The sequence below is a fragment of the Pseudomonas sp. LAP_36 genome (assembly GCF_019456785.1).
GTDB lineage: Bacteria > Pseudomonadota > Gammaproteobacteria > Pseudomonadales > Pseudomonadaceae > Aquipseudomonas > Aquipseudomonas tritici.
Map to the genome: position 1 here is coordinate 532,194 of NZ_JAHZMS010000001.1, position 25,295 is coordinate 557,488.

A 25,295-nucleotide genomic window follows, 5' to 3' on the forward strand; every position below is an offset into this window, starting at 1 on the left:
GGGCAGCGCACTTGACCAGCTTTATGCAGGGAAAAGCGACGAGTGCTGCGCTGGGTTATTCGCCCAGCACTCACACCGCTAAGCCCGGACGTCTTGCTCTGTGCGGTGCGATACAACTTTAGACATGCCCACACCTAACGCCTGAAGCACTTTCAGGAGAGTGGAGAGCTTGGGGTCGCCGCCGACGGCGATGGATCTGTAGAGATTTGCTCTATTGAGCCCTGTGTTCTGCGACAAGCTGAGCATTCCGCCACGCGCTTCCGCCACTCGACGGATAGCGACAAGGAAGGCGTCCTCACCACCCGCTTCATCGATTTCCTCAAGCGCGACAGATAGATATTCGAGGGCAAATGCTTCGTCGTCCCGGAGCATTTCAAGAACGCTATCTTCATGAGAGCGAGTACGAATGGTCATTTTTGCTGCACCTTGTAAGATTTCCAGAGAACCTTGGCCTGATCGATGTCGTGCTGCTGTCTGGCCTTTGAACCACCGCCCAACAGGAAAACAATCTTTCGATCCTGGATGGCGTAATACACGCGAAACCCAGGACCGAAGTCGAGTTTCATCTCAAAGACTCCATCACCCACCGGCTCGGTAACGCCAAAGTGACCAAGGGAGGCTCGGTCCACTCGGGTGGTGATCCTGGCTTTTGAACGCGTGTCTTGCACGGTGTCTAGCCAAGCCTGGTAGATATCCACGCCGTTGGCTGACAGCACGTGTTTCACTTCGTACATGAGGAATGTACCTTAAAAGAGACAGGTCGATGATTGAGTTTCTATATCGATAGCGCGGGTCATGCAGGGGCATGTTTTATTGATCAGGTAAGCCGGCCAAAGAGTTCCCGCTCACACCGCTTAGGCACCACGACTGAGCCGGGCCAAAATATACGGTCGGTCTTAAATGTGATCAATGCAGGCAGAAAGGCTCCAAAGTGCCGTGTCATCTTTTACTCACTGCATAAACCGACACCTGAATCACTTGAACAGCGAAAAGCGACGAGTGCTGCGCTATGCTTCGCGCCGTTGCGCGTAGGTAAAATCCTAAGGTCAATAAAACGTCTGTTACGAGAAGTAAAACAGCGCATGCTAGGGTCAGATTAGAGGCGTTGTTTATAAAGACCGCAGGTCATAAGGGCAGGAGTGGTTGATGGGTCAGGCAAGTAGTCCGGCGGCAGGCGCCGAGCATTCCACCGCAAAGCCGATTGGCATGCTGGTGGCAGCGGTCGGGGTGGTTTACGGCGATATCGGGACCAGCCCGCTCTACACCCTTAAAGAGGTGTTCAACGGCGGCTATGGGGTTCAGGTCAACCATGACGGTGTGCTGGGGATCCTGGCGCTGATCTTCTGGTCGCTGATCTGGGTCGTCTCGATCAAATACATGCTGTTTGTGCTGCGCGCCGACAACCAGGGCGAGGGCGGCATCATGGCTCTGACTGCACTGGCGCGACGGGCGGCGGGGGAGCGCAAGAAGCTGCGCAGCTTCCTGGTGGTGTGTGGCCTGTGCGGCGCGGCGCTGTTCTACGGCGACAGCATGATCACACCGGCGATTTCGGTGTTATCCGCGGTTGAAGGCCTGGAGCTGGCGTTCGACGGCCTGGAAAAATGGGTCGTGCCCATCGCCCTTGTTGTGCTGGTGGCGTTGTTCCTGATCCAGAAGCACGGCACGGACCACATCGGCAAGCTGTTCGGACCGGTGATGGTGACGTGGTTCCTGGTGTTGGGTGGCCTCGGCGTGTATGGCATCGTCCAGCACCCTGAAGTGCTCCACGCCATGAACCCGGTATGGGCCGTGCGCTTCTTCCAGGCTCACCCGGGCATTGGCGTGGCCATCCTTGGCGCGGTGGTGCTGGCACTGACCGGCGCCGAAGCACTGTACGCCGACATGGGCCACTTCGGCCGCAAACCCATTGCCCGCGCCTGGTTCATCCTGGTGCTGCCGGCGCTGGTACTCAATTATTTCGGCCAAGGCGCGATGCTGCTGGGTGACCCGGAAGCCGCGCGCAACCCGTTCTACCTGCTGGCACCCAGCTGGGCGTTGATCCCGCTGGTGGTGTTGTCCACCCTGGCCACGGTGATTGCGTCCCAGGCGGTGATTTCCGGTGCGTTCTCGTTGACGCGCCAGGCGATCCAACTGGGCTACATCCCGCGCATGCATATCCAGCACACCTCCAGTGCCGAGCAGGGCCAGATCTACATCGGCGCGGTGAACTGGTCGCTGATGGTGGGCGTGATCCTGCTGGTGCTGGGGTTCGAATCCTCCAACGCATTGGCGTCGGCTTACGGCGTGGCAGTAACCGGCACCATGCTGATGACGACCATCCTGGTGTCGGCGGTGATGTTGCTGCTGTGGAAATGGCCGCCGATCCTGGCAGTACCGGTCTTGGTCTGCTGCCTGCTGGTGGACGGGCTCTACTTCGCCGCCAACGTGCCGAAGATCATCCAGGGCGGCGCCTTCCCGGTTTTGGCGGGGATTGTGTTGTTCGTGCTGATGACCACCTGGAAGCGCGGCAAACAATTGCTGGTGGAGCGTCTCGACGAAGGCGGCCTGCCGCTGCCGATCTTTATCAGCAGTATCCGCGTGCAGCCACCCCATCGGGTCCAGGGCACCGCCGTGTTCCTCACCGCGCGCCCGGACGCTGTGCCCCACGCGCTGTTGCACAACCTGCTGCATAACCAGGTGTTGCATGAGCAAGTGGTGTTGCTGACGGTGGTCTATGAGGACATTCCTCGCGTACCGGCGGCACGGCGCTTCGAAGTGGATGCCTACGGCGAAGGCTTCTTCCGGGTGATCCTGCACTTTGGTTTTACCGACGAGCCGGACGTGCCTGAAGCGCTGAAGTTGTGTCACTTGGATGACCTGGACTTCAGCCCGATGCGCACCACGTACTTCCTCAGCCGCGAGACGGTGATCGCCTCTCGCATCAAGGGCATGGCGCGCTGGCGCGAGGCGTTGTTCGCGTTCATGTTGAAGAATGCCAACGGCAACCTGCGCTTCTTCAAACTCCCGGTAAACCGGGTGATCGAGCTGGGTACCCAGGTCGAAATGTAAGCTTTTGCAACACGGGAGCCGGCAATCGGCTCCCGCTTCTCTTTCTGAACCCTGTGCATTCCACCGTTGTCGACTAGGCTCTAAGCACTGTTGAACAGTGCCCATAGAACCCAGAAGAGGTGCGCCATGAGTCAGCTGCTCGAACCCTATACCCTGCGCCAATTGACCCTGCTCAATCGCATCGCGGTCTCGCCGATGTGCCAGTATTCGGCGGTCGACGGCCTGGCCAATGATTGGCACTTGGTACACCTTGGCAGCCGTGCGGTCGGCGGTGCGGGGCTGATTTTTACCGAAGCCACCGCTGTCACCGCTGATGGCCGCATCACCGCTCAGGACCTGGGCTTGTGGAACGACGCACAGATCGAACCGTTGCGACGCATCACGCGCTTTATTGCGGCACAGGGCGCTGTGGCCGGCATTCAATTGGCTCACGCCGGGCGCAAGGCGAGCACCCATCGGCCCTGGATCGGCAAGCACGGCAGTGTCCAGGCGGAGGAGGGCGGCTGGGTGCCGGTAGGGCCCTCGCCGATTGCCTTCGATCCTCAGCACACTCAACCCAAGCAGTTGGATGAGGGGCAGATCCAACAAGTGATCGCCGATTTTGTCGCCGCCGCCAAGCGTGCGTTGACCGCGGGTTTTGAAGTGGTGGAAATCCACGCAGCGCATGGTTACCTGTTGCATCAATTCCTGTCGCCGATCAGCAATCAGCGTCAGGACAGGTACGGCGGCTCGTTTGAAAACCGTATCCGCCTGGTGCTGCAGGTCACAGAGGCCGTGCGTGAAGCTTGGCCCCAGGAGCTGCCGTTGTTTGTGCGGGTGTCGGCCACCGACTGGGTGGAAGATGGCTGGAACCCGGACGAAACCGTGGAACTGGCGCGTCGCCTGAAAGACCTTGGCGTGGACCTGATTGACGTATCGTCCGGTGGCACGGCCGCTAACGCCGAGATCCCTACCGGCCCGGGCTACCAGACCCGTTTCGCCGAGCGGGTGCGCAAAGAGTCGGGCATGGCTACCGGCACCGTTGGCATGATCACCGAGCCGGCCCAGGCCGAGCACATCCTGCGCACCTGCCAGGCCGACATCATCTTCCTGGCGCGTGAACTGCTGCGTGACCCTTACTGGCCGCTGCATGCCGACGACGACCTGGGCGGTCGCAAGGCGATTTGGCCGGCGCAGTATCAAAGGGCGACCCATCGCGACCAGCCGATTCATGAGTCTGATCTGCGCGATTAATCCGCTGTTGGACTCGCTGACTGAAACCCACCCTGACCCGGTGGGTTTTTTACGCGCGCAGGTGTCGGATATGTCTGTAGGTATTTGTTACCTAAGCAATTATTTAAGTTAATACTCTAAAAAAATCCCACACGAGACCAGATTTTTTCTACCCTTAGGGTAAGCCTGATTTCTGGCCCAGGAAGTCAGTGGGTTTGCTCACTGAGGCATTGCGCTTCATGGGAGACGGGTAATGGGCAACAGGAGTATTCGATGCATATCAGGAGAACCAGTCCATGGCCAAGTCCTATGGTGTAGCGGGTGTGGTGACGTCTTTTCTGACCCGCAGGATGTCGTTGCGGGGGCGAAGGTTGAGCTCAGATGAAGTGGAATTGCTGGCGCAGTACCGCGCCCTGACCGAGAACGATCAGATGGCAATGCGCTATTTGATTGGGGCGATGAAGAGTGTGTCGCGGTTCTGAGGATCGTCGTTAAACAAGGCGGGAGCTGGCAAGCCAGCTCCCACCGGTATCACGTGTACTTACGCTGGTCCGGTGCCGGCGGGAAGTACTGATACAACCAGGTTTCACTCAAGGTGCGGTCCTGGGTACGGATAAACAGGCGCAGTTCCACCGGCTCCACGCTGTCGCTGGTCGGGTACCAGTCGAACAGGATGCGGTAGCCCTTGATGTTATCCAGCACCAGCACGCTGAAATCCTTGACCTGGCCATGGGAGCACGTCACCACTGGCTCAATCCCCGTGCCGGGTGGCAGGCGGTCCAGGCCACCGCCCTTGAAGTCTACGGCGAAACGGCGCGCCCACACCTCAGGGTAGTGCTCACCCGGTGCCCAACCTTCGATAAAGCCACCCATGCCTGAGCGGGTCGCGTCTACCTGGGCCAACGGCGTGCTCACCGGTGGCAGGGCGCTCCAGTACAGCTTGTAGCCGTAGTTCAGTGATTCGCCGGCTGCCACGGGTTTTTTTGGGGTCCAGAAGGCCACGATGTTATCGAGGGTCTCGCCGGTTGTAGGAATTTCCAACAGGTCGATGGAGCCTTCACCCCAAGCCGTGGTGGGTTCAACCCATAGGCTCGGGCGCTTGCTGTACCAGTCCACGGTGTCTTGGTAACTGGCGAACTCATGGTCGGTCTGCACCAGGCCAAAGCCTTTGGGGTCGATGTCGGCAAACGCGTTGAACTGCAGCTTGGCCGGGTTGTTCAGCGGGCGGCAGATCCATTCGCCATTGCCGCGCCACATCGCCAGGCGGTCCGAGTCGTGGATTTGCGGGTGGATGGTGTCGCACATGCGGCGCTCATGGGTACCGCAACTGAACATGCTGGTCATCGGCGCGATGCCCAGTTGTTCGATGGCGGTACGCGCATTGATGTGCGCATCGATCGCCATCACCACCTGGTTGGCCTGGCAGTCGATATCGAAGCGGTAGGCGCCGGTGGCGCTCGGCGAGTCGAGCAGGGCGTAGACCACGAAGCGGGTGGCGTTCTTGTCCGGGGTTTCGAACCAGAACTGCGTGAAATCGGGGAATTCCTCGCGTTTTTTTGCGTAGGTGTCGATGGCCAGGCCACGGGCGGAGAGGCCGTACTGGCCGGTGGAATCCACTGCGCGAAAGTAGCTCGCGCCGAGAAATGACAGCACATCATGGCGGTCCAGTTCCGGCGCCTTGAACAGCTTGAAGCCGGAGAAACCCAGGTCGCCGGTCAGCTGTTTGGTGTCGACCGTGGTTTTTTCATAGTTGAACAGCGAAGGGCGGAAATGCACCTCACGGGCTTCGCGGGTCTTGGGGTCGACGCTGTGCATGCGCACCGGCGTCTTGAACCCCATGCCGACGTGGAAGAACTGCACGTCGAGCTGGCCGTTCAATTCCTTCCACAACGAGTGGTTGCCGTCGTAGCCGATGGCGTTGAAATTCTGCGGGGTCATGGTCGCCAGGGTGGGCGGCAGCACTTGTTTCGTGTCTTTGTAAGCGGTCCCGGCGAGTTGCTTGGCCTGGGCCTTCAGCGATTCGAAATCGAACGCCACGGCCTTGCCATCGGCGGCACGGTTCCCGGCCCAGGCCTGGGCGGCAAGCAGGCCGCTGGCCGACAAACCGGTGTAAGCCGCAATGGCCATGGACGCTTTGAGCAAATTCCTGCGGTGCATAGAGACAACCTGTCGTGAGCAAATCCCGCGCCGTTCCTGGCACGTAGCGGATCAGAAATTACGGTTCGGACATGCCTTCGGCCAAACGCAACGGACATTAAACAGACGCCGGATAGCTTAAGCGGTTCGATGACGCAGGAAAATTGATTGATAGCGGGGTGATGGCGTTGCATGTGAAACAAGACATTTCCAGGTCCTTCTCAGGTCAGCTCACTTCAGCGACTGCTCGATATGCCTCATCAATCGCCGCATGCGCATACGCACTCCACGCCGCGTCCGAATTGGCAATGCTCACATGCCCCACCGGCTTTCTCGCCAGCTTCATCCATGCTTCGTTCTCATCGGCATCATCAAACAAACTGTTGGAGAAGCTCGCATAACCATGTGACCAGCGGTTGACAGTGATCGCCAGAATATCGGTCTGGTGGTTGAACCCACCCGGCCCGAGCATGCGTTGCAACTGGTCACGCAACTGCGCTTCCAGTTGCTCGAACGTCTGCCCATATAACTTGCCTCGCCCGGCGCGTGCCTGGTCGCGGGCGTTCATGCCGCTGTTGGGGCTGGTGGGTACGTAGACCATATGCAAGCCAATCGGCTGCGTCGGGTCGCGCGGGTGGTCGTAGCCGCCCATCCTCACCGGGTAGTCCAGTTTGATCCGGCTGTAAGGCTGGGTTGCCGCGTAAATTTCGTGCACGCCCAGTTTCTGGAACGACTGCCAATTGCGGATCACCACCTTGGTGTACACCAGCGGGTATTTGACGTTCTGGCTCAGGGCATGGGCTTGGGGCGCGGGCAGGTCCTTCAACAGGTAAGGAATCATCATGTTGTAGCAGGCCAGGATGCAGCGTTTGCCGCGCACCTGTGCGAGTTGTCCGCCACGGCTGTAGCCGATGTGCACGCCGTCACCGACGTTACGCACACTCACCGCCGTGCTGTTCAAACGCAGCCGCACCGCCGCCTTGGGTTGATCGAGCCTGGCGTAATCAAAGGCCGCCAGCACGATATCGTCCATGGTATGGCCCGGCGCCACACCTGGGATCAGGCTGCGCACCAGCAACCGCGCCACCGACGCATTGCCGTCCGGGAAATGGTAGATGTAGGGCTCTTCCATTTCCGCCGCCGCTTCTTCACTGATTGGCGCCAGATTCATCCCGGCAAAGCCAGGGAAACCCACGTTATAAGCGTCGGACGACGCCACCGCATCAATGCTCAGGGCCATGAAGTCATTGGTGCGGCTCTGGAAGTACTTCACTGCGCCTTCGGAAAGTCCTACGTTCTTGCGTAAAAAATCCCGGTAGCTGGTGGCTGCCAGGTAGGCGGCTTTTTCGTTGGCGGTCTTGCCCAGCAGGTAATCCTTGGGCGCTGTGTGCAGCTCGATCAGGGCCTGGCGGTCCGCGGCTGGCAACGGAAAGTCATTGATGAAATCGCCGATGGCGCGCGCATTCAGTCGGTCCGGGGCGATGTCGTCGGCCACCATCGGCGTTGGGTCGCCGGTCACCAGTTTGTCTTCGCCGAAGTTTTCCTTGTCGAAAAACACCCCGCGCGACAGGCCGAGGCCAGGGTAGAACTGGCGGTCGAAGGCGGTTTCGAAGCGCTTGATGTTCACCCCGAGCTTTTTCAACAGCCCGTTCACGTGCTGGCTGTAAAGGTGGTTGGACGACTGGAACGCCTCGCTGCCACCGTAGCCGATGATCATGCGGCCGCCGGCCTGGAACTCGTTGCGCTTGGCGTGGCCGCCGAAGTCGTCGTGGTTTTCCAGGATCAGGATCTTCGCCTTGGGGTGTTTCTCGCGGTAGAACCACGCCGCCGACAACCCACTCAAGCCGCCACCCACGACCACTAGATCGTAATCCTCGGTGATCGGTAGTTTTTCGGTGTCGAACACCTTCTTTTCCCAGCCCATCTGGTGCGCCACTTCAAACGAGCCGACATGGCTGCCGCGCAAGCCGGTAAGGGCGGGTGGGTAGTAACGACCATCGGGAGCGGCTTGAAGCAGTTGCAGCGGGGTCATACCCGCGGCAATGGTGACAGCGACGCCGTTGAGGAAGTCGCGGCGGGTGATATCCATGGGAACCTGCGAATTATTTATTGTTATAAGGAGATCCCCTGTGGGAGCGGGCTTGCTCGCGAATACGGTGTGTCAGTCGACACATGTGTGCCGGATGTACCGCATTCGCGAGCAAGCCTGCGCCCACAGGGGGCACAGCATTAGTGCTTGAACATCACATGGCGAACGGTGGTGTAGTCCTCCAGCCCGTACATGGACATGTCCTTGCCGTAGCCGGACAGTTTCTGACCGCCGTGAGGCATTTCGCTGACGAGCATGAAGTGGGTGTTCACCCAGGTGCAGCCGTACTGCAAGCGCGCGGCCAAACGATGGGCGCGTCCTACATCGGCGGTCCATACGGATGACGCCAGGCCGTAGTCCGAATCATTGGCCCAGCCCAGCACTTGCGCTTCATCGGTGAACTTGGTCACCGACACCACGGGCCCGAATACCTCGCGGCGCACGATCTCGTCGTCCTGCTGCGCGTCGGCCAGCACGGTCGGCTCAAAGAAGAAACCATTGCCTTCCACCGCCTTGCCGCCGGTGACCAGGCGAATATGCGGTTGTGCCACGGCGCGTTCGACAAACCCGGCGACACGGTCGCGATGCTGAGCGGTAATCAGCGGGCCCAGTTCGGTGGCCGGATCATCCTGCAAACCGTACTTGATGCTGGCGACCGCGGCGCCGAGCTTCTCGACAAACGCATCGTAGATGTCCGCTTGCGCGTAGATCCGGCACGCAGCGGTGCAATCCTGCCCGGCGTTGTAGAAGGCAAAGGTGCGAATGCCTTCCACGGCAGCATCGATATCGGCATCGTTGAAGATGATCACCGGCGCCTTGCCGCCCAGCTCCATGTGCATGCGCTTAACGCTGTCGGCGGTGCTGGAAATGATGTTTGCACCGGTGGCGATGGAGCCGGTCAGCGAGACCATGCGCACTTTCGGATGATTCACCAGTGGGCTGCCGACGGTTGGCCCACGCCCGAACACCAGATTGAGTACACCGGCCGGGAAAATTTCAGCGGCCAGTTCGACCATGCGCAACGCGGTCAGCGGGGTTTGTTCTGACGGCTTGAGCACCACGGTATTACCGGCGGCGAGGGCCGGGGCGATTTTCCAGGCGACCATCATCAGTGGGTAGTTCCAGGGTGCGATGGAGGCAATCACGCCCACCGGGTCGCGGCGGATCATCGAGGTGTGCCCGGGCAAGTACTCACCGCCGGCCGAGCCGCTCATGCAACGGCTGGCACCGGCAAAGAAGCGGAACACGTCGGCAATCGCCGGGATTTCATCGTTCAGCGCGGCGCTGTAAGGCTTGCCGCAGTTGTCCGATTCCAGCTTGGCCAGCTCTTCGCCATGGGCTTCGATCACGTCCGCCAGCTTCAGCAGCAACAGCGAGCGATCCTTGGGCGCGGTTTGCGACCAGCCTTCGAAGGCGGCATCGGCAGCGCGCACGGCGGCGTCGACCTGGGCTTCGCTGGCTTCCTTGATTTCCACCAGCACGCGGCCGAGTGCCGGGTTGAATATGGCTTGGGCCGGGCCTTCGCCTTCTACCAGTTGGCCGTTGATCAGTAGCTTGGTTTGCATGGTTCAGCTCTCCTAAAGCGAGTGTTTACCCCTGAATAAATGCGATTCAAATGTGGGAGCTGGCTTGCCAGCTCCCACATTGACCGTGTTTCTTCAGAGGCAGGGTCTTGTCAGTTATTTACCGCCACTCCCCGCCACGCTTTCACCGCCGCGCGTCAGGTAATACGCACCGAGAATCGGCACCATCGTCACCAGCATCACCAGCATCGCCACCACGTTGGTCACCGGCACGTCGCGTGGGCGGCTGAGCTGGTTGAGCAGCCACAGCGGCAAGGTGCGCTCGTGGCCGGCGGTGAAGGTGGTGACGATGATTTCGTCGAAGGACAGCGCAAACGCGAGCATGCCGCCAGCCAGCAGCGCCGAGCCGAGGTTGGGCATGATGATGTAGCGAAAGGTCTGCCAGCCGTCGGCGCCCAGGTCCATCGAGGCTTCGATCAGGCTGTGGGAGGTGCGGCGCAAGCGCGCGATGACGTTGTTGTAGACGATCACCACGCAGAACGTCGCGTGGCCGACGATGATGGTGAACATCCCCGGCTCAATACCCAACGTCTTGAACGTCGCCAGCAGCGCGATACCGGTGATGATCCCCGGCAGCGCAATTGGCAGGATCAACATCAACGACACGCCTTGCTTGCCGAAGAACTCGCGGCGATACAACGCCGCCGACGCCAACGTGCCAAGCACCATCGCAATCAGCGTGGCGATGGCGGCGATCTGCAAGGACAACTTGATCGACTCCAGCACGTCCGGCCGGGCGAAGGCCACGCTGAACCACTTCAAGGTAAAGCCTTGGGGCGGGAAGCTGAACGCGGCTTCTTCGGTGTTGAAGGCGTAGAGGAAGATGATCAGGATCGGGAAGTGCAAAAACACCAGGCCGCCCCAGGCTGCGATCTTCAAACTCAAACTGGATTTTTCAGAGTGCATCGAAGGCCCCCAGGCGTTTGACGATGGACAGGTAAACCGCGATCAGCACGATGGGCACCAACGTGAACGCTGCGGCCATGGGCATATTGCCGATGGCGCCTTGCTGCGCGTACACCATGCCGCCGACGAAGTAACCCGGTGGGCCCACCAGTTGCGGCACGATGAAATCGCCCAGGGTCAGCGAGAACGTGAAGATGGAACCGGCGGCAATCCCCGGAATCGACAGCGGCAGAATCACCTGCATGAAGGTCTGGCGCGGCTTGGCGCCAAGGTCGGCCGAAGCCTGTAGCAGCGACGGCGGTAAACGCTCCAGGGACGCCTGGATCGGCAGAATCATGAACGGCAGCCAGATATAAACGAAGACCATGAACCGCCCCAGGTGCGAGGTGCTCAAGGTGCTGCCGCCCACGCCGGGAATGCCCAGCACGAACTGCAACACGGGCTCCAGCCCCAAATGCTGCACGAACCACTGCGCCACGCCGCCCTTGGCCAGCAGCAAGGTCCAGGCGTACGCCTTGACAATGTAGCTGGCCCACATTGGCATCATCACTGCGATGTAGAAAAACGCCTTGGTCTTGCCCGTGGTGTAGCGCGCCATGTAATAGGCAATCGGGAACGCGACCACCGCACTGGCAATCGACACCACAATCGCCATGCTCAAGGTGCGCACGATGATGTCGAAGTTCGACGGCTGGAACAGCGCGGCGAAGTTGGCCAGGGTCAAGTCCGGCGTGACCGCCATGGTGAAGTCGTCAAACGTATAGAAGCCTTGCCACAGCAGGGTCAGCAGCGAGCCCAGGTAGATCGCGCCAAACCAGATCAGCGGCGGCACCAGCAGCATCGCCAGGTAGAGGTTGGGCTTGCGGTACAGCAGGTTGGAAAACCTGCGCATCGGCGGTTGGGATAGGGCCAGGCTCATGTCACACCTCGCCTGCGATGTCGGTCAGCGGCGTCATGGCTTCCCGCGCCCAGCGGGCGGTGATGGACTGGCCGACCTGATGGCCGCTGCTGATGTCCAGCCACTGGTTGTTGGCCTGGCTGATGTTCAGCGCCTGGCCGTTTTCCAGCTTCAGCTCATAGCGCGTGGCGCTGCCCTGGTACTGGATATCGTGCAGCACACCGCTGACTTCCACGTCGCCGGCACCCAGCGGACCTTCGGCAAAACGTACGTGTTCCGGGCGGATCGAGAAGGACTGCGGGTTGCCGCTGAGGCGCTGGGCCAGTTCGCCGCGAATCACGTTAGACGTGCCGACGAACTCGGCGACAAAGGCAGTGGCGGGCTTCATGTACAGGTTGCGCGGGGTGTCGACTTGCTCGATGCGACCTTTGTTGAACACCGCCACACGGTCAGACATCGACAGCGCTTCAGTCTGGTCGTGAGTCACGAAAATAAAGGTGATGCCGAGCTGGCGTTGCAGTTTTTTCAGCTCGCTCTGCATCTGCTCACGCAGCTTGAGGTCGAGGGCGCCCAACGGCTCATCCAGCAGCAATACGCGTGGGCGATTGACCAGGGCGCGGGCCAGGGCTACGCGCTGACGCTGCCCACCGGAAAGCTGCACCGGCTTGCGCTCGCCATAACCGCCGAGGGCGACCATGGCCAAGGCTTCTTCGGCGCGATTGAGGCGTTCGGCCTTGCCGACGCCCTTGACCTTGAGGCCGTAGGCGACGTTGTCGCGCACATTCATATGGGGGAACAGCGCGTAGTCCTGGAACACAGTGTTTACATCGCGCTGATACGGCGGCAAGCCGGCGGCTTCCTCGCCGTGGATACGGATCGAGCCTGCGCTCGGGTGTTCGAACCCGGCGATCAGGCGCAGGCAGGTGGTCTTGCCTGAGCCGGAAGGGCCGAGCATGGAAAAGAACTCGCCGTCCTGGATGTCGATGGAAACCCGGTCAACGGCTTTCACTTCGCCGAACTGACGGGAAACGTGGGTGAATTGGACTGCAAGGGTCATGGTGCGGTGCTCCAAAAAGGCGCGGGTCGTCGCAGCGGCCCGGCCTGGACTTCTGAAAAAACGGGGAATCTGTGAGCGCGGTCAAAAATGTGGGAGCGGGCTTGCTCGCGAAAGCGGTGGATCAGTTACAGATGTGTTGGTTGACACACCGCATTCGCGAGCAAGCCCGCTCCCACATGTTGTCCTGCGTTGTCAGGAAGGCTTAGCGGCCGCCCATGATCGCAATGTAATCCTGGGTCCAGCGGCTGTACGGCACGAACTTGCCGCCTTCAGCCTGCGGGGTTTTCCAGAAGGCGATCTTTTCGAACTGGTCAAAGCCATTGGTCTTGCAGCCTTCGGCGCCAAGCAGTTCGCTTTCCTTGCAAGCCGCCGGCACCGCCGGCAGCGAGCCGAACCAGGCGGCTACATCGCCCTGGACTTTGGGTTGCAGCGACCAATCCATCCACTTGTAGGCGCAATTCGGGTGCTTGGCCTCGGTGTGCAGCATGGTGGTGTCCGCCCAGCCGGTGGCGCCTTCCTTGGGAATGGTCGAGGCAATCGGCTGTTTCTCGTTCTGCAAACCGTTGACCTGGTACGGCCAGGCGCTGGAGGCGACCACGCCTTCGTTCTTGAAGTCACTCATTTGCACGGTGGTGTCGTGCCAGTAGCGGTGGATCAGCGGTTGCTGGGCGCGCAACAGTTCGAGCACGGCCTTGTACTGGGTTTCGGTCAGTTCATACGGGCTTTGAATGCCCAGCTCCGGCTTGGTCGACTTGAGGTACAGCGCCGCGTCGGCGATATAGATCGGGCCGTCATACGCCTGCACGCGGCCTTTGTTCGGCTTGCCGTCCGGCAGGTTCTGGGCGTTGAACAGCACGTCCCAGCTGGTGGGCGCGGTCTTGAACACGTTGGTGTTGTACATCAACACGTTCGGGCCCCACTGGTACGGGGTGCCGTAGGTTTGCTGACCGACCACGTACCACGGCGCATCCTTCAGGCGCGGGTCGATATTTTTCCAATTGGGGATCAGCGCGGTGTTGATCGGCTGCACGCGTTTGCCGACGATCAGGCGCAGCGAGGCATCGCCCGACGCGGTGACCAGGTCATACCCACCCTTGGCCATCAGGCTGACCATTTCGTCAGAGGTGGCGGCGGTTTTCACATTCACCTTGCAGCCGGTTTCCTTCTCGAAACCTGTGACCCAGTCGTAGGCCTTGTCGCTTTCGCCACGTTCGATGTAGCCGGGCCAGGCGACGATATCCAGTTGGCCTTCACCCGCGCCAACAGCCTTGAGCGGTTCGGCGGCCTGTAGGCTGGCACTGGCCAGCAGCGCGGTGGTCAGGGCACTGAGCAGTGCGGTCTTGTGCGCAGACATGGGGGTTCCCTCTTCTTTAATTATGGTCGGGGCAGTGTGTGTAGCCGGTAACGCAAGAGCTTAGTTGTTGTTTTAAAGATGCTGGCCGTGGCGCGCCATGATGTGGCGCACCACGCTGTAGTCCTGGAGTGAATCGCTGGACAGATCCTTCCCATACCCCGAGCGCTTCAAGCCGCCGTGGGGCATTTCGCTGACCAGCATGAAATGGCTGTTGATCCAGGTGCAGCCGTATTGCAGGCGCGCCGCCACTTGCATGGCCTTGTCCAGGTTCTGGGTCCACACCGAGGACGCCAGGCCGTATTCCGAGTCGTTGGCCCAGTCCACCGCCTGTTCCAGTTCGTCGAAGCGCGTCACCGTAACCACCGGTCCGAACACTTCGCGCTGCACGATTTCATCGTTCTGTTTACAGCCGGCCAGCAGGGTGGGCTGGTAATAGAAGCCCGCGCCGGAATGCACGGCGGCGCCGGTGATGCGTTCGATATGCGGCTGGCCGAGGGCGCGTTCGACAAAACTGGCGACGCGGTCGCGCTGGCGCGTGCTGATCAACGGGCCCAGTTCATTGTCCGCGTCGCGTTTACCGGCAAAGCGCAGGCTGCTGACCGCTGCGCCAAGTTCGGCAACCAATTTGTCGTGAATGCCGGCCTGGGCGTAGATGCGGCAGGCGGCAGTGCAGTCCTGGCCGGCATTGTAGTAACCATAGGCGCGTACGCCCTCGACCACGGCTTGCAGGTCAGCATCGTTGCACACGATCACCGGCGCTTTGCCGCCCAGCTCCAGGTGCGTGCGTTTAAGGGTTTTGGATGCCGCTTGCAGGATTTTCTGCCCGGTAACGATATCGCCGGTCAGCGACACCATACGCACCTTGGGGTGGCTGACCAGATGACTGCCGACGCCTTCGCCGCCGCCACACAGAATGTTGATCACACCACGTGGCAAGAGCGCTTTAAGCACAGGGGCCAGCGCCAGGATCGACAGCGGCGTGTGCTCCGATGGTTTGAACACCAGCGTATTACCGGCGGCCAGGGCTGGAGCGATTTTCCACGCGGCCATCATCAGCGGGTAGTTCCACGGTGCAATCGAGGCCACGACGCCGATGGGGTCACGGCGCACCATGCTGGTGTAGCCCGGCAGGTATTCGCCGCTCAGTTGCCCGGTCTGGCAGCGCACGGCGCCGGCGAAGAAGCGGAACACATCGACAGTGGCGCTCAAGTCATCCTGGCGCGCCAGGTGCAAGGGCTTGCCGCAGTTCAGGGATTCCAGGCGGGCCAGGTAGTCGGCTTGTTTTTCGATGGCATCGGCGATGCCCAGCAAGACGTTCGAACGTTGCTGCGGTGTGGTGCGTGACCAGCCGGTAAAGGCGCGGTGGGCGGCGAGGATCGCAGCCTCCACTTGCTCGGTGCTGGCTTCGGCGATCTGGGTGAGGACTTCGCCGGTGGCCGGGTTGAGGATCGGCTCGACAAAACCCTGGCCTTGGACCAGTTCGCCGTCGATCAGCAACGCAGTAAGCAGCGGGGTGGGCGCGCCGGACATTTTTCGCGATCTCTTTTCTTGTATGGCCATGGGCGTTCTCTTACGAGGCACCTGACCTTTCTCTTATGGATGAGCCGAGAGTAGAGGTCAGGCGCGAGGTCAACAAATACTAAATACTGAATGCAGCATTCGATTAAATAGATGGCTTGCGTGGGTGCGGCTGTTCACGCGCAACCGTCAGGAACGGGTCGACCAGTGCCGGCCGCGCCGTGCCACGACGCCAGGCCAGGCCTACATCGAGGGTTTGGCTGAGGTCGGCAATCGGCCGCGCTTCGATAATGTCGCCTTCAAGGGACCAGGGGCGGTAGGTCATGTCCGGCTGGATCGACACGCCCAGGCCGGCCGCTACCAGGCTTCGCACGGCTTCGGTGGAGGCGGTGCGCAGGGTCACGCGCGGCTGCAGACCCGCACCGGTCCACATGCGCTGGGCGTTGTGGCCCATTTCGTCGACGTTCAACTGAATCAACGGCTCGCGCGCCACATCGGCCAGGTTGATGCTGTCGTGTTCCAGCAACGGATGTTGCGCCGGCAGCCATAGCCGGTGAGGCGAATGGGTGAGTACTTCGGTTTGCAGGGCGTGACGGTCTTCGAGGTTGGACAGGATCAGCACGCCCACGTCGATCTCGCCGCTGACCAGCAAATGCTCGATATACGGGCGCTCATCCTCCATCACGCGGATTTCTACATTGGGGTAGGCGCGCTGGAAGCGTGTCAGCAAATCTGCGAGGTAATAGCCGGCCACCAAGCTGGTCACGCCGATGATCAACTGCCCGGCGACTTGGTCGGTGCTCTGTTGCAGGCTGCGCTTGGCGTTGTCGACGGTGGCGAGGATCAGGTGCGCCTGGCGCAGGAATTGATGGCCTTGATGCGTGAGTGTCATGCCCTTGGCGTGACGGTTGAACAGGTTCACGCCGATTTCCTGTTCCAGTTGCTGGATCGCCAGGGTCAGTGTGGACTGGGAAATGAACGCAGTTTGCGCGGCGGCGGAGATCGAGCCGGTCTCGGCCACGGCAATGAAGTGCCGGATTTGACGCAAGGTCATCATGCTGGAATTACCAGTGGGGTGTTTTTATAGATTTGCTCAAGTGTATATCGATTTAAGCGAAGGGTAGCCGCGTTACATCTGGAAGCACTCTAGGCAAAGGCTTTTTGGCACTTAGTTTTACGCTGGAGGCCTATTGGTCCTACGAACCCAAGTGTCTGGAGGCTTTGAATGAATACCCGTGGATTGCTCGATCAGTTGCTCAAGTCTGGCCAGGACATGTTGCAAAACAAGGCCGGCGGCCAGCGGAAACAGGACGATAAAGGCGCTCTTGGCGGCTTGCTCGGCGGTGGCGGCCTGGGCAGCCTGCTCGGTGGTGCGGGTGGCGGCGCGCTGGCAGCCGGCGCGATGGGCCTGTTGCTGGGCAATAAGAAGGCGCGCAATTTCGGCGGCAAGGCCCTGACTTACGGTGGGTTGGCGGCGTTGGGGGTGATTGCCTACAAAGCTTACGGTAACTGGCAAGCGCAACAGGCCAATGCCCCCCAGGGTGAGCCGCAAACCATCGACCGCCTGCCACCGGCTCAGGTTGAGCAACACAGCCAAGGCATTCTCAAGGCGCTGGTCGCGGCAGCCAAGGCTGACGGCCATGTGGACGAGCGCGAGCGCGCGCTGATCGAAGGCGAGTTCACCAAGCTGGATAACGACCGCGAGCTGCAAAGCTGGCTGCATGCCGAACTGAACAAACCCCTGGACCCTGCCGATGTGGCGCGGGCGGCCGGCACTCCGGAAATGGCCGCCGAAATGTACATCGCCAGTGTGATGCTGGTGGATGAGGAGAACTTCATGGAGAAGTCCTACCTCGATGAACTGGCCCGTCAGTTGAAACTGGAGCCTGGCTTGAAGTTGGAGCTGGAAAAACAGGTGCGCCAGGCCACACTTTAAACGCGCTTGTTAATACAAGCACCCCGGCTGCCTTGGCGGTCCGGGGTGTTTTTGCATTCCGTGCGCGCTGCGTCAAAACCCATTGATAAATGAGGGCACCCGCTCAGCTATACTCCCTCCATTTGAATGGCCCTTCGAGGAATTACTGTGAAGAACTGGACCTTGCGCCAACGGATCTTGGCAAGCTTTGCGGTCATTATCGCCATCATGCTGTTAATGGTTGTGGTCTCCTACTCACGGTTGCTGAAGATCGAAACCAGCCAGGAATTGGTGCGTGACGACGCGGTACCGGGCGTTTACCTCAGCTCGATGATCCGCAGCGCGTGGGTCGACAGCTACCTTGAAACCGTCGATATCATTGGTCTGCGCGACGAAAAAACGCTCAGCAACACCGACAGGTCGAACTACAAGTCCTTCGAAGCGCGTATCGAACAGCAGATGGCCAACTATGAAAAAACCATTCATAGCCAAGCTGACCGCATGGAATTCGATAACTTCAAGGCGGCGCACACGACGTACAACAAAGTCCTCGCCCAGGTGCTGGAGCGCGTCGAAGCCAACGACCTGCCGGGCGCGAGCGTATTGGTCGAGGAGCAATTGACGCCGATCTGGACTGAAGGGCGCATGAAGCTCAACGACATCATCACTGAAAACAAGAACGTGTCTGACCGCGCCACGGCGGCGATCGACGAGGCAGTCCTGTCTGCCAAGATCAGCATGGCCGTGTCGCTGCTTATCGCCATCCTTGCCGCTGGCCTGTGTGGCCTGCTGCTGATGCGCGCGATCATGGCGCCGATGCAGCGCATCGTCGACATCCTTGAAACCATGCGCACTGGTGACCTGAGCAAACGCCTGAACCTGGAGCGCAAGGACGAATTCGGTGCGGTAGAGACCGGCTTCAACGACATGATGACCGAGCTCACCGCCCTCGTGTCCCAGGCCCAGCGCTCGTCGGTGCAGGTGACCACCTCGGTCACCGAGATTGCCGCCACGTCCAAGCAACAACAGGCCACCGCCACTGAAACCGCTGCGACTACCACTGAGATCGGCGCCACGTCCCGCGAAATCGCTGCCACGTCCAAGGACCTGGTGCGCACCATGACCGAAGTGTCCACCGCTGCCGACCAGGCGTCGGTCGCCGCCGGCTCTGGCCAGCAAGGCCTGGCGCGCATGGAAGAAACCATGCACTCGGTCATGGGCGCCGCCGACCTGGTGAACGCCAAGCTGGCGATCCTCAATGAGAAGGCCGGCAACATCAATCAGGTGGTGGTGACCATCGTCAAGGTTGCCGACCAGACCAACCTGCTGTCGCTCAACGCGGCCATCGAGGCCGAGAAGGCCGGTGAATACGGTCGCGGCTTTGCCGTGGTTGCCACCGAAGTTCGCCGCCTTGCCGACCAGACCGCCGTGGCCACCTACGACATCGAGCAGATGGTGCGCGAGATCCAGTCGGCGGTGTCCGCAGGGGTGATGGGCATGGACAAGTTCTCCGAAGAAGTACGTCGCGGCATGTTTGAAGTGCAGCAAGTGGGCGAGCAGCTGTCGCAGATCATCCATCAGGTACAGGCGCTGGCGCCGCGGGTGTTGATGGTCAACGAAGGCATGCAGGCCCAGGCTACCGGCGCCGAGCAGATCAACCACGCGCTGGTGCAACTGGGCGATGCCAGCAGCCAGACTGTCGACTCGCTGCGCCAGGCCAGCTTTGCCATTGATGAGCTGAGCCAGGTTGCGGTCGGTCTGCGCAGCGGCGTGTCGCGTTTCAAAGTCTGATGAGCGATCTCGCGGCTAAACGCGGTGCCGTCCCGGCAGCGAAAAAGGCGTTGTTCCTGGTGTTCCACATTGGCGACGAGCGTTTTGCCCTCAGGGCCACGGAAGTCGCCGAGGTACTGCCGCGCTTGCCGCTCAAGCCGATTGCCCATGCACCGCAGTGGGTGTCGGGCATTTTTGCCCATCGTGGCGCGCTGGTGCCGGTCATCGACCTCAGCGCCCTGGCCTTCGGCACGCCGGCCCAGGCGCGCACCAGCACGCGCCTGGTGCTGGTCAATTACCAGCCGCAGCCTTGGGTTCAAGCGCATTGGCTGGGGCTGATCCTGGAACAAGCCACCGACACCCTGCGTTGCGACCTTGGCGAGTTCAAGCCTTATGGCCTGGATAACCGCGAGGCGCCGTACCTGGGGCTGGTGCGTGAAGATGCCTTGGGCTTGATGCAGTGGATTGGGGTTAACGAATTGCTCACCGACGAAGTGCGCGCCTTGCTGTTTTCTGCAGAGCCGAGCCCATGAGCCACGACCCGCGTTTTTTTGCCTTCCTGAAAGAGCGCATCGGCCTGGACGTCGCGTCTGTGGGCGAAGCCATCATCGAGCGTGCGGTGCGCCAACGCAGCCAGGCCGTCAATGCCCAAGCGGCCGGCGAATACTGGCAGCACCTGCAAAGCTCCGAGGATGAACAGCAAGCGCTGATCGAGGCGGTAATCGTCCCCGAGACCTGGTTTTTCCGTTACCCCGAATCCTTTGCAACCCTGGCCCGCCTGGCCAAGGCCCGCCTGCTCGACATCAAGCAGATGCGCGCACTGCGCATCCTCAGCCTGCCGTGCTCCACCGGCGAAGAACCTTATTCGATTGCCATGGCGCTGCTGGATGCCGGTTTGGCGCCGCACCAGTTCAAGGTGCTGGGCCTGGATGTCAGCCCACTGTCGGTTGAGCGCGCGCGACGCGGGGTGTATGGCAAGAACTCGTTTCGCGGCGGCGATCTGGCGTTTCGCGACCGACATTTCACCGAATTCGGCGACGGCTACCACATCGCCGACCGTGTGCGCGAACAGGTGCGCCTGCAAGTCGGCAACCTGCTTGACCCGGCGCTGCTGGCCAATGAGGCGAGCTACGACTTTGTGTTCTGTCGCAACCTGCTGATCTATTTCGACCAGCCGACCCAGAAGCAAGTGTTTGCTGTACTCAAGGGCCTGACCCATGAGGACGGCGTGCTGTTTATCGGCCCGGCCGAGGGCAGCCTGCTGGGGCGCCATGGCATGCGTTCGATTGGTGTGCCGCAGTCCTTTGCGTTCAGTCGGCAGGCTGAGCCGGTCAAGCCGGAGCCAGCGTTTGTGCCTATCGCCGCGCCCATCCCGCAGCGCAGTGCGGCACCGATTCCTACCAAGCCGCGGCCGTTCAGCACGGTCAGCGCCCAAGTGATGCCAATCAAGGTGGCGCATTCCGACGCGGCTGATCTGCTCAGTCGGATCGCCACGCTGGCCAATGAAGGCAAAAGCCTTGATGCTCGCGCCGCTTGCGAGCAATACCTGAACAACCACCCGCCGGCCGCCCAAGTGTTCTACTGGCTGGGGCTGCTCAGCGACGTGGCCGGCAGCGCCCTGGAGGCCCAGGGCTATTATCGAAAAGCCTTGTACCTGGAACCCCAGCACCCGCAGGCCTTGATGCACCTGGCCGCGTTGCTTGAGTCTCAGGGTGACAGTGCGGGGGCGCGCCGCTTGCAAGCGCGGGCCGCGCGGAGCGAGCGAGCTGACAGTGAGTCCAAGCGATGAATAACACCGAGGCGCTCGACACCGCAGGCCTGGACCTGACCCTGGCCGACACCCAGGCCATCGATGACTGTTGGAACCGCATCGGCATCCATGGCGACAAGTCCTGCCCGTTGCTGGCGGACCATATCCATTGCCGCAACTGCTCGGTGTACTCGGCGGCGGCCACGCGCTTGCTGGATCGCTACGCATTGCAGCAGGACGCGCATCGCGCGTACAACGCGGTCGAATTGGGCGAGGAGGTGGTCACACGTTCCCTGCTGATGTTCCGCCTCGGCGAAGAATGGCTGGGCATTGCCACCCGTTGTCTGGTGGAAGTGGCGCCGTTGCAACCGATTCACTCCCTGCCACACCAGCGCTCCCGCGCCTTGCTTGGCGTGGCCAACGTGCGCGGCGCGCTGGTGGCGTGCCTGTCGCTGGTCGAGTTGCTGGGCCTGGACGCCACCACCCAGGGCGCCAGCGGTGGGCGCATCATGCCGCGCATGTTGATCATCGCCGCCCAGGATGGCCCGGTGGTGGTGCCGGTGGATGAAGTCGACGGTATCCATGCTATCGATGAGCGCACCCTGAAGGCCGCATCGGCCTCCGGCACCCAGGCCAGCGGCCGCTTCACCCAGGGCGTGTTGCAGTGGAAAGGCCGCAGCCTGCGTTGGCTGGACGAGGCGCAATTGTTGTCCGCCGTGACCCGGAGCCTCACATGACCCCCGACCAGATGCGCGACGCCTCGCTGCTGGAACTGTTCAGCCTGGAAGCCGATGCGCAGACCCAGGTACTCAGCGCGGGCCTGCTGGCCCTGGAACGCAACCCGACCCAGGCCGACCAGCTTGAAGCGTGCATGCGTGCGGCGCACTCGCTCAAGGGCGCCGCGCGCATCGTTGGGGTGGACGCCGGGGTCAGCGTGTCCCACGTCATGGAGGATTGCCTGGTGAGCGCCCAGGAAAGCCGCCTGTACCTGCAACCCGAACATATTGATGCGTTGCTGCAAGGCACTGATCTGCTGATGCGCATCGCCACGCCGGGCAATGACGTGGGGTCGGCCGACATCGAAGCTTATGTGGCGTTGATGGAGCGCCTGCTGGACCCGTCCCAGGCGCCGGTCAAGGCTACGCCGCCGCCAGCGCCGGCACCGGTTGTTGAAGAACTGCCGCCGGAACCCGAGCCCGCGCCGCCAGTTGCCGCCGAGCCGCCGCGTCAGAACAAACGCATGACCGAAGGCGGCGAGCGCGTACTGCGGGTGACCGCCGAGCGCTTGAACAGCCTGCTCGACCTGTCGAGCAAATCCCTGGTGGAAACCCAGCGGCTCAAGCCCTACTTGGCCAGCCTGCAGCGCCTAAAACGCATTCAGAGTCAAAGTGTCCGCGCCCTCGATACGCTGGACGGCCAGCTCAAAACCGTGGGTTTGAACCTCGAAGCCCAGGAAGCCCTGGCCGACACCCGCCGCTTGTTGAGCGAAGCCCAGGCCTTGCTGGCGGAAAAACATGCTGAACTGGACGAATTCGGCTGGCAGGCCGGGCAGCGCGCCCAAGTGCTGTATGACACCGCCCTGGCCTGCCGCATGCGACCGTTTGCCGATGTCCTCGCTGGGCAGGTGCGCATGGTGCGCGACCTTGGCCGCAGCCTGGGCAAGCAGGTGCGCCTGGAAATCGAGGGTGAAAAGACCCAGGTCGACCGCGACGTGCTGGAAAAGCTCGAAGCTCCACTCACCCATTTATTGCGCAATGCCGTCGACCACGGCATCGAAATGCCTGAGCAACGCCTGCTCGCAGGCAAGCCGGCTGAAGGCCTGATCCGCCTGCGCGCCTCTCATCAAGCCGGTTTGCTGGTACTGGAATTGAGCGATGACGGCAATGGCGTCGACTTGGAGCGCTTGCGCGGCACCATCGTCGACCGCCATCTGTCGCCGGTTGAAACCGCCCTGCGCCTGAGCGAAGAAGAGTTGCTGACGTTCCTGTTCCTGCCGGGGTTCAGCCTGCGCGACAAGGTCACCGAAGTGTCCGGGCGTGGAGTCGGGCTGGATGCGGTGCAGCATATGGTCCGCCAACTGCGTGGTGCCGTGGTGCTGGAGCAGACGGCGGGGCAGGGCAGTCGTTTCCACCTGGAAGTGCCGTTGACCTTGTCGGTGGTACGCAGCCTGGTGGTGGAAGTCGGTGAAGAAGCCTACGCGTTCCCGCTGGCCCATATCGAGCGCATGTGCGACCTGGCGCCCGACGATATTGTGCAACTCGAAGGCCGCCAGCATTTCTGGCACGAAGGCCGGCATGTCGGCCTGGTCGCCGCCAGCCAGTTGTTGCAGCGCCCGGCGGGGCAGAGTCAGTCAGACACGTTGAAAGTGGTGGTGATCCGCGAGCGCGATGCCGTGTACGGGATTGCTGTGGAGCGTTTTATCGGCGAGCGCACGCTGGTGGTGTTACCGCTGGATGATCGCCTGGGCAAGGTCCAGGACATCTCCGCCGGCGCCTTGCTGGACGACGGCTCGGTGGTGTTGATCGTCGACGTTGAAGACATGCTGCGTTCGGTGGACAAGTTGCTCAACACCGGACGTTTGGAACGTATTGCCCGGCGTAGCCAACAAACCACCGAGGCGCCGCGTAAACGGGTGCTGGTGGTGGATGACTCGCTGACCGTGCGTGAGCTGCAACGCAAATTGTTACTTAATCGTGGTTATGAAGTGGCCGTCGCGGTTGATGGCATGGACGGCTGGAACGCCCTGCGTTCCGAAGACTTTGACCTGCTGATCACAGACATTGATATGCCTCGAATGGACGGTATTGAATTGGTCACACTCTTGCGCCGTGACAGTCGCCTGCAATCGTTGCCGGTGATGGTGGTGTCCTACAAGGATCGCGAAGAAGACCGACGTCGTGGACTGGACGCCGGCGCCGACTATTATTTAGCCAAAGCCAGTTTCCATGATGACGCGTTGCTCGACGCGGTGGTGGAACTGATCGGAGGCGCGCGCGCATGAGGATCGCAATCGTCAATGACATGCCCCTCGCGGTTGAGGCCCTTCGCCGTGCCTTGAGTTTCGAACCTGCTCACCAGGTTGTGTGGGTGGCAGCCAATGGCCTGGAAGCGGTGCAGCGCTGCGCTGAGCTGACCCCGGACCTGATCCTGATGGACTTGATCATGCCCGTAATGGACGGTGTGGAAGCCACTCGGCAGATCATGGCCGAGACCCCCTGTGCCATTGTTATCGTCACCGTCGACCGCCAGGCCAATGTCAGCCGCGTGTTCGAAGCCATGGGCCATGGCGCCCTGGATGTGGTGGACACGCCGCCGCTGGGCGTGGGCAACCCCAAGGATGCGGCGGCGCCGCTGCTGCGCAAGATCCTCAATATCGGCTGGTTGATCGGCCAGCGTGGCAGCCGCCTGCGTGCCGACGCCGCACCACCGCGCGCCACCGGCAAGCGCCAGAGCCTGGTGGCTATCGGGTCCTCGGCAGGTGGCCCGGCGGCCCTGGAAATCCTGCTCAAGGGTTTGCCTCAAGACTTTCCGGCCGCCATTGTATTGGTGCAGCATGTGGACCAGGTGTTTGCCGCCGGCATGGCCGAGTGGCTGAGCAGCGCCTCTGGCCTGCCGGTGCGCCTGGCCCGCGAGGGTGAGGCACCGCAAAGCGGTGTAGTGCTGCTGGCCGGCACCAACCACCATATTCGTCTGTTGAAGAATGGCACGCTAGCCTATACCGCAGAGCCAGTGAACGAGATTTACCGGCCTTCGATCGACGTGTTTTTCGAAAGCGTGGCCAGCCATTGGAATGGTGACGCCGTTGGCGTCTTGCTGACAGGTATGGGGCGCGACGGGGCCCAAGGCCTCAAGTTGCTGCGTGAACAAGGTTATTTAACCATCGCCCAGGATCAGCAGAGCTCGGCGGTGTATGGCATGCCCAAAGCGGCGGCGGCGATTGATGCTGCTGTTGAAATTCGCCCACTGGACAGAATTGCGCCCCGATTACTGGAGGTCTTCGCAAAATGATCAAGACCCTCCAGGGTGCTGGCCAGCAGGAAAGTAATTCAGGTGATTGCA

At 61.2% G+C, this 25,295-nt stretch carries 21 protein-coding genes; 10 read left to right on the top strand and 11 right to left on the bottom strand.

The genetic code is table 11. From position 1 onward, the window contains the following. Nucleotides 1–78: 78 nt before the first annotated feature. Complete coding sequence (locus JBO08_RS02520; RefSeq protein ID WP_049709725.1) at nt 79–414, bottom strand: addiction module antidote protein; 336 nt, start codon at nt 412–414, stop codon at nt 79–81. Then, nucleotides 411–734 carry a type II toxin-antitoxin system RelE/ParE family toxin gene (locus JBO08_RS02525; protein WP_220074550.1) on the bottom strand — a complete coding sequence of 108 codons (324 nt, stop codon included), beginning with the start codon at nt 732–734 and terminating at the stop codon, nt 411–413. The genes JBO08_RS02520 and JBO08_RS02525 overlap by 4 nt, the downstream gene beginning before the upstream one ends. Before the next feature lie 412 nt (nt 735–1,146). On the opposite strand from JBO08_RS02525, the gene JBO08_RS02530 reads away from it, so the two are divergent. From JBO08_RS02530 to JBO08_RS02540, 3 genes are all read left to right on the top strand, one after another. After that, nucleotides 1,147–3,048 (top strand): potassium transporter Kup, encoded by a 1,902-nt coding sequence (locus JBO08_RS02530; RefSeq protein ID WP_220074549.1) that lies wholly within the window; start codon nt 1,147–1,149, stop codon nt 3,046–3,048. Nucleotides 3,049–3,174: 126 nt separating this feature from the next. Further along, the gene (locus tag JBO08_RS02535) at nt 3,175–4,281 is read left to right on the top strand and encodes an NADH:flavin oxidoreductase/NADH oxidase (RefSeq protein ID WP_065880097.1); all 1,107 of its coding nucleotides are present in this window, start codon (nt 3,175–3,177) and stop codon (nt 4,279–4,281) included. A gap of 275 nt (nt 4,282–4,556) precedes the next feature. Then, nucleotides 4,557–4,742 (top strand): hypothetical protein, encoded by a 186-nt coding sequence (locus JBO08_RS02540; RefSeq protein ID WP_049709721.1) that lies wholly within the window; start codon nt 4,557–4,559, stop codon nt 4,740–4,742. 49 nt (nt 4,743–4,791) lie between these two features. Here JBO08_RS02540 and JBO08_RS02545 read toward each other — a convergent pair whose 3' ends face one another. From JBO08_RS02545 to JBO08_RS02585, 9 genes are all read right to left on the bottom strand, one after another. Continuing rightward, the gene (locus JBO08_RS02545; protein WP_065910507.1) at nt 4,792–6,417 is read right to left on the bottom strand and encodes a glucan biosynthesis protein D; all 1,626 of its coding nucleotides are present in this window, start codon (nt 6,415–6,417) and stop codon (nt 4,792–4,794) included. 205 nt (nt 6,418–6,622) lie between these two features. After that, nucleotides 6,623–8,485 (bottom strand): FAD/NAD(P)-binding protein, encoded by a 1,863-nt coding sequence (locus JBO08_RS02550; protein WP_220074548.1) that lies wholly within the window; start codon nt 8,483–8,485, stop codon nt 6,623–6,625. A 140-nt stretch (nt 8,486–8,625) separates the two neighbouring features. Then, a complete protein-coding gene (locus JBO08_RS02555; RefSeq protein WP_220074547.1) occupies nt 8,626–10,050 on the bottom strand; it encodes a gamma-aminobutyraldehyde dehydrogenase in 1,425 nt (474 codons plus the stop codon). Nucleotides 10,051–10,164: 114 nt separating this feature from the next. Beyond that, nucleotides 10,165–10,974 carry an ABC transporter permease gene (locus JBO08_RS02560; RefSeq protein WP_049709717.1) on the bottom strand — a complete coding sequence of 270 codons (810 nt, stop codon included), beginning with the start codon at nt 10,972–10,974 and terminating at the stop codon, nt 10,165–10,167. Further along, a complete protein-coding gene (locus JBO08_RS02565; protein ID WP_016977918.1) occupies nt 10,964–11,893 on the bottom strand; it encodes an ABC transporter permease in 930 nt (309 codons plus the stop codon). The genes JBO08_RS02560 and JBO08_RS02565 overlap by 11 nt, the downstream gene beginning before the upstream one ends. 1 nt (nt 11,894) lies before the next feature. Next, complete coding sequence (locus tag JBO08_RS02570) at nt 11,895–12,929, bottom strand: ABC transporter ATP-binding protein (RefSeq protein WP_220074546.1); 1,035 nt, start codon at nt 12,927–12,929, stop codon at nt 11,895–11,897. Between the two features lie 202 nt (nt 12,930–13,131). Then, a complete protein-coding gene (gene ydcS, locus JBO08_RS02575; RefSeq protein WP_065872490.1) occupies nt 13,132–14,283 on the bottom strand; it encodes a putative ABC transporter substrate-binding protein YdcS in 1,152 nt (383 codons plus the stop codon). Nucleotides 14,284–14,355: 72 nt separating this feature from the next. After that, nucleotides 14,356–15,813: a gamma-aminobutyraldehyde dehydrogenase gene (locus tag JBO08_RS02580; protein WP_065872489.1), complete on the bottom strand. Its 1,458-nt coding sequence runs from the start codon at nt 15,811–15,813 to the stop codon at nt 14,356–14,358. 133 nt (nt 15,814–15,946) lie between these two features. Continuing rightward, on the bottom strand, nt 15,947–16,858 hold the full coding sequence (locus JBO08_RS02585; protein ID WP_003209548.1) for a LysR family transcriptional regulator: 912 nt from the start codon (nt 16,856–16,858) through the stop codon (nt 15,947–15,949). Between the two features lie 168 nt (nt 16,859–17,026). Here JBO08_RS02585 and JBO08_RS02590 point away from each other — a divergent pair, with 168 nt between their 5' ends. The 7 genes from JBO08_RS02590 (at nt 17,027) to JBO08_RS02620 (ending at nt 25,244) form a co-directional block, all read left to right on the top strand. Continuing rightward, on the top strand, nt 17,027–17,737 hold the full coding sequence (locus JBO08_RS02590) for a tellurite resistance TerB family protein (RefSeq protein WP_065872488.1): 711 nt from the start codon (nt 17,027–17,029) through the stop codon (nt 17,735–17,737). Between the two features lie 147 nt (nt 17,738–17,884). After that, nucleotides 17,885–19,507, top strand: a complete 1,623-nt coding sequence (locus JBO08_RS02595; protein ID WP_065872487.1) for a methyl-accepting chemotaxis protein — start codon at nt 17,885–17,887, stop codon at nt 19,505–19,507. Continuing rightward, a complete protein-coding gene (locus JBO08_RS02600) occupies nt 19,507–20,019 on the top strand; it encodes a chemotaxis protein CheW (RefSeq protein ID WP_065880091.1) in 513 nt (170 codons plus the stop codon). Before JBO08_RS02595 ends, JBO08_RS02600 begins: the two co-directional genes overlap by 1 nt. After that, nucleotides 20,016–21,275, top strand: a complete 1,260-nt coding sequence (locus JBO08_RS02605; RefSeq protein ID WP_065872485.1) for a protein-glutamate O-methyltransferase CheR — start codon at nt 20,016–20,018, stop codon at nt 21,273–21,275. The genes JBO08_RS02600 and JBO08_RS02605 overlap by 4 nt, the downstream gene beginning before the upstream one ends. Continuing rightward, entirely contained in the window at nt 21,272–21,973 is a 702-nt protein-coding gene (locus JBO08_RS02610; RefSeq protein WP_065872484.1) for a chemotaxis protein CheW, read from the top strand. Before JBO08_RS02605 ends, JBO08_RS02610 begins: the two co-directional genes overlap by 4 nt. Then, nucleotides 21,970–24,237 (top strand): hybrid sensor histidine kinase/response regulator, encoded by a 2,268-nt coding sequence (locus JBO08_RS02615; protein WP_065872483.1) that lies wholly within the window; start codon nt 21,970–21,972, stop codon nt 24,235–24,237. The genes JBO08_RS02610 and JBO08_RS02615 overlap by 4 nt, the downstream gene beginning before the upstream one ends. Continuing rightward, nucleotides 24,234–25,244 carry a chemotaxis response regulator protein-glutamate methylesterase gene (locus JBO08_RS02620; RefSeq protein WP_065872482.1) on the top strand — a complete coding sequence of 337 codons (1,011 nt, stop codon included), beginning with the start codon at nt 24,234–24,236 and terminating at the stop codon, nt 25,242–25,244. The genes JBO08_RS02615 and JBO08_RS02620 overlap by 4 nt, the downstream gene beginning before the upstream one ends. Nucleotides 25,245–25,295: the final 51 nt, after the last annotated feature.

Excerpts from the sequence above, each read along its gene's own strand:
- JBO08_RS02520 (WP_049709725.1), bottom strand. The coding sequence starts at position 414 with ATGACCATTCGTACTCGCTCTCATGAAGATAGCGTTCTTGAAATGCTC.
- JBO08_RS02525 (WP_220074550.1), bottom strand. The coding sequence starts at position 734 with ATGTACGAAGTGAAACACGTGCTGTCAGCCAACGGCGTGGATATCTAC.
- JBO08_RS02530 (WP_220074549.1), top strand. The coding sequence starts at position 1,147 with ATGGGTCAGGCAAGTAGTCCGGCGGCAGGCGCCGAGCATTCCACCGCA.
- JBO08_RS02535 (WP_065880097.1), top strand. The coding sequence starts at position 3,175 with ATGAGTCAGCTGCTCGAACCCTATACCCTGCGCCAATTGACCCTGCTC.
- JBO08_RS02540 (WP_049709721.1), top strand. The coding sequence starts at position 4,557 with ATGGCCAAGTCCTATGGTGTAGCGGGTGTGGTGACGTCTTTTCTGACC.
- JBO08_RS02545 (WP_065910507.1), bottom strand. The coding sequence starts at position 6,417 with ATGCACCGCAGGAATTTGCTCAAAGCGTCCATGGCCATTGCGGCTTAC.
- JBO08_RS02550 (WP_220074548.1), bottom strand. The coding sequence starts at position 8,485 with ATGGATATCACCCGCCGCGACTTCCTCAACGGCGTCGCTGTCACCATT.
- JBO08_RS02555 (WP_220074547.1), bottom strand. The coding sequence starts at position 10,050 with ATGCAAACCAAGCTACTGATCAACGGCCAACTGGTAGAAGGCGAAGGC.
- JBO08_RS02560 (WP_049709717.1), bottom strand. The coding sequence starts at position 10,974 with ATGCACTCTGAAAAATCCAGTTTGAGTTTGAAGATCGCAGCCTGGGGC.
- JBO08_RS02565 (WP_016977918.1), bottom strand. The coding sequence starts at position 11,893 with ATGAGCCTGGCCCTATCCCAACCGCCGATGCGCAGGTTTTCCAACCTG.
- JBO08_RS02570 (WP_220074546.1), bottom strand. The coding sequence starts at position 12,929 with ATGACCCTTGCAGTCCAATTCACCCACGTTTCCCGTCAGTTCGGCGAA.
- ydcS (WP_065872490.1), bottom strand. The coding sequence starts at position 14,283 with ATGTCTGCGCACAAGACCGCACTGCTCAGTGCCCTGACCACCGCGCTG.
- JBO08_RS02580 (WP_065872489.1), bottom strand. The coding sequence starts at position 15,813 with ATGTCCGGCGCGCCCACCCCGCTGCTTACTGCGTTGCTGATCGACGGC.
- JBO08_RS02585 (WP_003209548.1), bottom strand. The coding sequence starts at position 16,858 with ATGATGACCTTGCGTCAAATCCGGCACTTCATTGCCGTGGCCGAGACC.
- JBO08_RS02590 (WP_065872488.1), top strand. The coding sequence starts at position 17,027 with ATGAATACCCGTGGATTGCTCGATCAGTTGCTCAAGTCTGGCCAGGAC.
- JBO08_RS02600 (WP_065880091.1), top strand. The coding sequence starts at position 19,507 with ATGAGCGATCTCGCGGCTAAACGCGGTGCCGTCCCGGCAGCGAAAAAG.
- JBO08_RS02605 (WP_065872485.1), top strand. The coding sequence starts at position 20,016 with ATGAGCCACGACCCGCGTTTTTTTGCCTTCCTGAAAGAGCGCATCGGC.
- JBO08_RS02610 (WP_065872484.1), top strand. The coding sequence starts at position 21,272 with ATGAATAACACCGAGGCGCTCGACACCGCAGGCCTGGACCTGACCCTG.
- JBO08_RS02615 (WP_065872483.1), top strand. The coding sequence starts at position 21,970 with ATGACCCCCGACCAGATGCGCGACGCCTCGCTGCTGGAACTGTTCAGC.
- JBO08_RS02620 (WP_065872482.1), top strand. The coding sequence starts at position 24,234 with ATGAGGATCGCAATCGTCAATGACATGCCCCTCGCGGTTGAGGCCCTT.